Annotated in this window: 8 protein-coding genes, 1 tRNA gene and 1 pseudogene; 4 read left to right on the top strand and 6 right to left on the bottom strand. The window is 57.3% G+C overall.

The features are described from left to right. The 4 genes from A4E33_RS04285 to A4E33_RS04270 all read right to left on the bottom strand — a co-directional run. Positions 1–284, bottom strand: a 284-nt coding sequence (locus A4E33_RS04285) for a PhzF family phenazine biosynthesis protein (protein WP_292346449.1), incomplete at its 3' end; no start/stop codon positions are given. Between the two features lie 100 nt (positions 285–384). Beyond that, positions 385–1,050, bottom strand: coding sequence for a PHP domain-containing protein (locus A4E33_RS04280; protein WP_292346448.1), 666 nt, complete (start codon positions 1,048–1,050; stop codon positions 385–387). A gap of 15 nt (positions 1,051–1,065) precedes the next feature. Next, positions 1,066–1,458, bottom strand: a complete 393-nt coding sequence (locus tag A4E33_RS04275) for a carboxymuconolactone decarboxylase family protein (protein ID WP_292346447.1) — start codon at positions 1,456–1,458, stop codon at positions 1,066–1,068. Positions 1,459–1,536: 78 nt separating this feature from the next. Next, positions 1,537–1,706 (bottom strand) — tRNA-Trp (locus tag A4E33_RS04270). A gap of 278 nt (positions 1,707–1,984) precedes the next feature. Between A4E33_RS04270 and A4E33_RS04265 the strand changes: the two genes are divergently transcribed. Beyond that, the gene (locus tag A4E33_RS04265) at positions 1,985–3,685 is read left to right on the top strand and encodes an AMP-binding protein (protein WP_292346446.1); all 1,701 of its coding nucleotides are present in this window, start codon (positions 1,985–1,987) and stop codon (positions 3,683–3,685) included. 263 nt (positions 3,686–3,948) lie between these two features. On the opposite strand, the gene A4E33_RS04260 is transcribed toward A4E33_RS04265, so the two are convergent. After that, entirely contained in the window at positions 3,949–4,518 is a 570-nt protein-coding gene (locus A4E33_RS04260; RefSeq protein ID WP_292346445.1) for a DJ-1/PfpI family protein, read from the bottom strand. Positions 4,519–4,632: 114 nt separating this feature from the next. Then, positions 4,633–5,172 (bottom strand): hypothetical protein, encoded by a 540-nt coding sequence (locus A4E33_RS04255; protein WP_292346444.1) that lies wholly within the window; start codon positions 5,170–5,172, stop codon positions 4,633–4,635. A 157-nt stretch (positions 5,173–5,329) separates the two neighbouring features. Between A4E33_RS04255 and A4E33_RS04250 the strand changes: the two genes are divergently transcribed. From A4E33_RS04250 to A4E33_RS04240, 3 genes and pseudogenes are all read left to right on the top strand, one after another. Then, positions 5,330–5,764 carry a hypothetical protein gene (locus A4E33_RS04250; protein ID WP_292346443.1) on the top strand — a complete coding sequence of 145 codons (435 nt, stop codon included), beginning with the start codon at positions 5,330–5,332 and terminating at the stop codon, positions 5,762–5,764. Between the two features lie 525 nt (positions 5,765–6,289). Continuing rightward, entirely contained in the window at positions 6,290–6,427 is a 138-nt protein-coding gene (locus A4E33_RS04245) for a hypothetical protein (protein WP_292346442.1), read from the top strand. Positions 6,428–6,432: 5 nt separating this feature from the next. Next, a pseudogene (locus tag A4E33_RS04240) lies at positions 6,433–7,049 on the top strand (hypothetical protein); the annotation flags it as partial.

Below are 7,049 nucleotides of genomic sequence, written 5' to 3'. Positions count from 1 at the left end.
GTCACTGGCCTGTCGCCGGGCACACGGCCGGTCTCGTACAGCACGAACGCGGCTGCGAGCGTTGCATGGCCGCAGAGATCAACCTCCTTTGCCGGCGTGAACCACCGGAGGTTCCAGGAACCCGCTTCCGGGAAGAGAAACGCGGTCTCGGAGTGTTTCAGCTCGGCTGCAACCTGCTGCATCCATGCAGCATCTGCAGGGCCGTCCGTCATACAGATACCGGCCGTGTTGCCGCGGAACGCGGAACGGGTGAAGGCATCGACAAGGTGCAGTTCTGCCTGCATGAGAGAGTGATTGCGTGCCGGGGGACATAAAAACACTGACCCGGCATGACAATCCCGCAACGAATCAGTCACAGGACGCCGGTGAGCACCCGCTTCCGGATCACTTCTCTTCCGGAAATCTTTCCAGCACCGGGAAGCGCACCGTCCCCGCCAGAAGTGCCTTCATCAGTTCCTCCGGCGTACTGAACGGTTCGAGTTCCAGCCACCACCGCCCCAGATCCTGCGGGCGATGGGAATCCGACCCGACAGATATCGGCTTATTGTAGCGCCCGGCAAACTCGCGGGCGGCCGCATTCTCCTCTGCATGGATGACCCGGCCATTGAACCCTTCCACGATATCGATACACCTGACGATTTCGGCAGCATATTCTTCCCACAACCTGCTTCCCCGCCACGAGCAGAACGGGTGCGGTAACAGGACGAGCCCGCCCTGACCGTGGATGAGGTCCATCGTCTCCCGGATATCGAGATATGCCGGCACCATCTCAGAGAGGAAGAGCCCGACAACCTCGCCCTGGCGTGTCATGACCTCCTCGGCAAGGATCTCCGGAATTTGCGGATCGATCTTCCGGAGATCGTGACTGACTGCTGCGGAACCGGCAGTTGTATTGTGATCGCACACAAGCGGGAGGATACCGGTCTTTCGGAAGTTGTCGCTGATGATGCCCGGTTCGTTGAACGAGTCCCCGGAGTATACCGAATGAACGTGCATGTCGAATTTCCAGAGATCCGGGCGGGAAATTACGGGACCCATGGGCGGCTTCACACTCTCCGGCCACGGTTACTGACGGATTTTTTTTGCATCCCGTTCGGCAAAGACTTCCTTTGCTGCCGCCATGCCGTTCAGCGCTGCCGGGAACCCGGCGTAGACTGCCATCATCATGATAATCTCGACAACTTCCTCGCGGGTAACGCCGACATTCAGGGCCCCGTGAATATGGACGCGGAGCTGCGGTGCGGCATTGCCAAGGGCAGTCAGGGCGGCAACAACGGCGATCTCGCGGGATCGCAGGTCGAGACCGGGGCGGCTGTAGATATCCCCGAACGGGAACTCGATGGTATACCGGCCAAGGTCTGGTGCAATATCCTTGAGGCTCTCAATGACCTTTGTCCCGGCCTCGCCGTCCACTTCCTTCAGTTTCTCCCATCCCCGGGTATAGCGTTCGCTTGCCATGATACCGGAAGGATATATCGATGGCTGAATAAAAACCCGATGATCCCGGGAGGTCAGGGGGAAAGGAATGAGAAAACGTGGGGTTGGTGAGATTTGAACTCACGATCGACGGGTCTCTCCGACATGCATCAGTGCTCCAACGGGTCATCACAGAATAATCTCAGTAGACCCATTGTTCATCATCTGCGAGCACAAAGAACGCAAAGACCGCTGGAGCCCGTCGCCATACCGGGCTAGGCCACAACCCCGCTTTGTGTCATCAGGAAACTATCTTTTCCCGACTCAATAAAATCGCAGTGCAGAAACTTAAGAGTTGTGTTTCCTGCGGCGCAGCGGGAATCCGGTCTCCGGCGTGGGCCGGTAAATAAGGAATCCCTGACAAAACGGGTGCGCACAGGCATGGCGGCCGCCGCAAAGACTTGCAGGTATCCTGCCGTTCGCGGTGCACCAGATCGGAAAAACACCTGCACCAGATAGCACGATTAAATCAGCATCCATATATTACCCGGCCACCAACCCTGTTTCCATGGATGAGGGCAGTTATACATGCGGGACCTCGGATGTCCCGCTGATGGGGATGACGATAGGCGAGATGATCGACCGTATCGCGGCACGATACCCGGATACCGATGCGATCGTATCCATGCACCAGAATATCCGCTGGACCTACCGTGAATTCATGGAGCAGGTGAACACGGTTGCCCGCGGCCTGATGGGGATGGGCATCGACAAAGGTGCCCGCGTCGGGATCTGGGCCATGAACCACGCGGAATGGATTGTGGTTCAGTTCGCAACCGCGAAGATTGGCGCCATCATGGTGAACATCAACCCGGCGTACCGGACGTACGAGCTCGAGTACGCGCTGAAGCAGTCCGAGGTCTCGACCCTCTTCATCCAGGGACGGTTCAAGACCTCCGATTATGTGGGGATGTTCTACGAGGCCTGCCCCGAAGCGTCCGAGGCCAAGCCCGGGAAGATCCAGAGCGAGAAGTTCCCGTTCCTGAAAAACGTCATCTTCATGGGCGACACGGTCTACAACGGCATGTTCACGTGGAACGACCTGGTCAAGCGGGCGGAGGAGATCTCGGAGGAAGAGCTCGTGGAGCGGGGCGAGTCGCTGACATTCGACGACCCCATCAACATCCAGTACACCAGCGGCACTACGGGATTCCCCAAGGGTGTTGTCCTGTCGCACCACTCCATCCTCAACAACGGCTACATCATCGGCTCGGGCATGGGCTTTACCGAGAAGGACCGGCTCTGCATCCCCGTCCCGTTCTACCACTGCTTCGGTATGGTGCTCAGCAACCTCGCCTGCGTCACTCACGGATCGACCATGGTCCTGCCCGGCCCCGCGTTTGATGCAGAACAGGTCTTAAAGACCATCGAGAAGGAAAAATGCACCGCTGTCCATGGCGTCCCGACCATGTTCATCGCGGAGCTCGCCCACCCCAACTTCAGCAAGTACAATCTCTCGTCCCTCCGGACCGGCATCATGGCCGGCTCCCCCTGCCCCATCGAGGTGATGAAGGAGGTCAATACCAAGATGCACATGAGCGAGATCGTGATCGTGTACGGACAGACCGAGACCGCTCCCGGCGTCACCATGACCACGACAAAGGACCCGCTCGAGCGCCGCGTCACAACGGTCGGCCGGGCGTTTCCCCACACCGAACTCAAGATCATTGATCCGGCCACCGGCAAGATCGTACCACATGGCGGTGTGGGCGAGATCTGCGCCCGCGGATACTGTGTCATGAAGTGCTACTACAACAACCCGGCAGCGACCCACGCAACCCTCGACAAGGACCACTGGAACCACACCGGCGATCTCGGCACCATGGACAAGGAGGGCTACTTCAAGATCGTAGGCCGGCTCAAGGACATGGTCATCCGGGGCGGGGAGAACATCTACCCGCGGGAGATTGAGGAGTACCTGCACCACCATCCGAAGATCGCTGACGTGTACGTTGTCGGGGTGCCGGACCTCAAATATGGTGAGGAACTCTGCGCATGGGTCAAGATGAAGGACGGCCAGAAGATGTCCGAGCAGGATGTCAAGGACTTCTGCAAGGGGAAGATCGCCCACTTCAAGATCCCGCGGTACGTGATGTTCGTGAACGACTTCCCGATCACCATCTCCGGCAAGATCCAGAAGTTCAAGATGCGCGAGGAATCGATCAGGGTGCTGGGCCTCGAGGCAGCAGACAAGGTCGAGACGGCGTAATTTTTTTTAGGATTCGTATTTCCGGTTCCAAGATTAAAATTTTTAAATGATTTTGATTTGAAAAAATAATCGCCCCCTTTGCGCCAGCCCTGCCCCCCGGCGCGGGGGGGGGGCAGGGGCGCTTGCGATTCCTCTGTATTACCGGGAGTCAACCTTCGTCTCTCTTTTTTTACGATTACCTTCTGAGTGACTTTCGCAACCGGGGCGCCACAGCGGCGGGGGCAACGCCCCCTGGAGCGTCATCGGGATCAGGGAGATTCCAATCAGCGCACTGTGTAGTTCCGGTAATCCATCTGCTGCTGGATCTTCTCCCGCACTTCTTCACCGGCGATCTTCCCGCAGAGATAGAGCCCGAGGTCGATACCCGCGGTCACCCCGCCGGCGGTGATCACGTTCCCCTCGTCCACGATACGGTCCGGCACGACCTCGCACGCGAAATTCTTCAGGAACACGGCAAGGGCGGGGTGCGTTGTCGCCCGCTTCGTGCGCAGCATGCCCGCCGCCCCGAGCAGCAGTGACCCGCCGCAGAGAGCCGCAACAGTGGTGGTATCCGATGCAACGGAAATCCACCGGAGGAAAGCCTTGTCCTGCATCAGGCCCTTAATCCCGTCTCCCCCGGGAACGATCACGAAATCGTATTCTGCCAGATTTTTATCAACCCGGTCCGGTGTGAGCACGACGCCTTCCGTTGAACGGACTGCTGATGTGCGTGCGCAGAGGTCCCATTGCAGGGTGTCCAGAAAACCCATGGTCTTCAGCCGGGTGAGCGGATCGAAGACGCCGGCAAAGTCCAGCAGGGTGATGCCATCGTAGATGACAAACGCGATCTTCATGGCAGAATCAATCCTTTCTCAGGTCTTGGCAGCTTTCAGGGATAAACCTGACCGGATATCTTTATCCGGGGATTTGAGAAGGCAGAATGAGAGAGAGAGAGAGAGGGGGGAATATTATAGCCGGACATCCTGCTGGAATATGACCATGTTCGTATCCTTTTCGTCAGTAACGAGCACTTTCCACGTGCCGTGAGGAGAGAAGGGTTGAACAGTACTGGCAAAAACCCGGGACGGATCGTTCGTAATCCAGATCCATGGACTTTCAGTGCCTCCCGTGTTGTAATAAAAGATATAAAACGGCTCTCCTTTTTCAATGGTCTTGCCTCTCATGGAAATTGCGGTCTGGACCTTAAGTGACTTCCCGGTCGGGTCAACCAGCCGGATCCGCGTGAAGTTCACGACCTGGTGCCCGCCCTCCGTATATTCCTGGGTGAGGGAGGCACCAGCCATCTGATAGAGGCGGATTACAGGAACATTCTTCGTAGTGCTGCCCATCACTGTATCGGCCTTGAACGCAGCGAGCGTGGGTTTTGCGGGAAGCAGCGGGATTCCCATGATGATGGCTGCGATCACTGCGGCAAGGGCAACAACAAGGATGATGATCAGGGTTGTTGCAATGGTATCGGAAATTGCAGGATCGGAACGGGAACGCATCCTGTATATATCAGACAGAGAGTGTAAAAAACATTATCAGACAACCCCATAAAGCGACCTGGCTCCGGGCACCGCTACGCGGCATCGGGTATTACCGGTATCACCGCCCGGAGCCGATCGTCACCCTTTATTAGGATTCGCCGGATATATACTTCATATGCGATGTCCCGACTGCGGTTATGATGCGGATGATGCCTCCATTTTCTGTCCCCACTGCCGCTTCCAGTTCCGGGATATCATCGAAGAGGAGCCGCCTCTTGTACCGGATACCTTCATCGACCTGCCCGAGCGCGGGATCATCGCCGATGAGAGGCTGATTGACGAAGCCCGTCCTGAAGACCCTGACAGGGTACTGACCGGGAAGGAGCGCAGGCAGCTCGAAGTACAGCTGCTCCAGCCATCCGTGCTCGTTGTCCTGATCATTGCACTCTTCTCCTACTCGGTCCTGTATACCATCCCCTTCGTCCCCCTTTCCATTGCGGGTCAGAATCTCGGCATCACCGGGATCATCTGTCTTGCCTGCGGCCTTGTTGCCGGGCTCGTTTTCTATTACCTTGAAAAACGTTCGATCCGCAATTTCCGTTTCCGGTAAAAACACCGCCAACGGGGGGAGACGAGGTGCACGCTGCATTGCAGCTGCCGTCTCATGGTTCCCCGGGAACGGCGGCCGTTCAGAATATCCCGAACCATGCGGTATACGATACCGCGATCATGATGATGAGGACGACGATGAGGATCCTGTACACCCCATGGTGTCATACGCCCTGGACCGATGCCGGGTGTGCCGGATCGAGCGTTGACGAGCAGATCCTGCAGGGCGGATGTGCGTGGTGTTCATGGTGCCCCGGGACTTTAAGATGTGTCATGAAGCGCGGGGGGAACAATATCGGATACGAGAATATCGGATTGTGCCTGCGGGGCAGGGTCCGATGCAGGAGATTCCCGTCCCACCGGCATGGGATTGACGGTGTATTGCCGGTGCGAGACGACAGTCACTCAGCACATCAATAACTCATTGGTTCATGGAACCCACCTGCCGATTCATACCCAGAACCGGTGCGGTTTTTCTATTATATCATGCCGGGAAAACGACCGATCATCCATATGCTCCGGGTTCATGGCCGGCATACTGCGTTTTGCCACGAATTCCGGAAGCGGCAGCAAAACAGGTCGTTTTCACCCGGTCCTCCGGAACGCGGCCCTCAAGCCGGATGCTGCCCCTGACGACATCGTCCGCATGTATGACGAGCTCTGATAATTATGACACTACGCAACCTGATTCACTATGGCGGGATACTCCTCCTTCTCATCCTCGTGTTCCCGCAGGCCCAGGCAACAGCAATCAGCGGGGTGCAAATCTTCCCGCAGGACCATGTCTGGAATGTACCGATCGATACCCTCCCGGTTGACACCCGCTCGGCAGACTACGTCAAATCCATCGGTGTATCGGCATCCCTCCATCCGGATTTCGGAGCGAACCTGGATAACACCGGGCCGTTCGGGATCCCGTACAATGTTGTGAATGCTACCGTGACGAAAAAGACCGTGACATTCGATTACGATGATGAGAGCGATCCTGGCCCGTATCCCATACCGGCCAACCCCCTGATCGAGGGAGGAGCGGACAGTGACGGGGATCGTCACATCCTGATGCTCCATACCGATGAAAAGAAACTGTACGAACTCTATTATGCCTGGCCGCAGAAGGACGGGTCATGGACGGCGGGTTCGGGCGCAATCTACGATCTCACAAAGTATGATCTCCGCCCGGACACGTGGACATCGGCGGATGCTGCCGGGCTTGCCATGCTCCCCGGTCTCGTACGGTATGACGAAGTGGCAGCAGGCGAGATCACCCATGCCATCCGCTTCACCGC

It is taken from the genome of Methanoregula sp. PtaB.Bin085 (genome assembly GCF_002067035.1).
GTDB lineage: Archaea > Halobacteriota > Methanomicrobia > Methanomicrobiales > Methanospirillaceae > Methanoregula.
The sequence above is the reverse complement of the archived record's forward strand: the minus strand, read 5'-3'. Positions and strand labels throughout refer to the sequence as shown.

Bases quoted from the DNA above. Each gene is read 5' to 3' on its own strand.
- A4E33_RS04275 (WP_292346447.1), bottom strand. From the start codon at position 1,458: ATGGCAAGCGAACGCTATACCCGGGGATGGGAGAAACTGAAGGAAGTG.
- A4E33_RS04265 (WP_292346446.1), top strand. From the start codon at position 1,985: ATGGATGAGGGCAGTTATACATGCGGGACCTCGGATGTCCCGCTGATG.
- A4E33_RS04260 (WP_292346445.1), bottom strand. From the start codon at position 4,518: ATGAAGATCGCGTTTGTCATCTACGATGGCATCACCCTGCTGGACTTT.
- A4E33_RS04255 (WP_292346444.1), bottom strand. From the start codon at position 5,172: ATGCGTTCCCGTTCCGATCCTGCAATTTCCGATACCATTGCAACAACC.
- A4E33_RS04250 (WP_292346443.1), top strand. From the start codon at position 5,330: ATGCGATGTCCCGACTGCGGTTATGATGCGGATGATGCCTCCATTTTC.
- A4E33_RS04245 (WP_292346442.1), top strand. From the start codon at position 6,290: ATGGCCGGCATACTGCGTTTTGCCACGAATTCCGGAAGCGGCAGCAAA.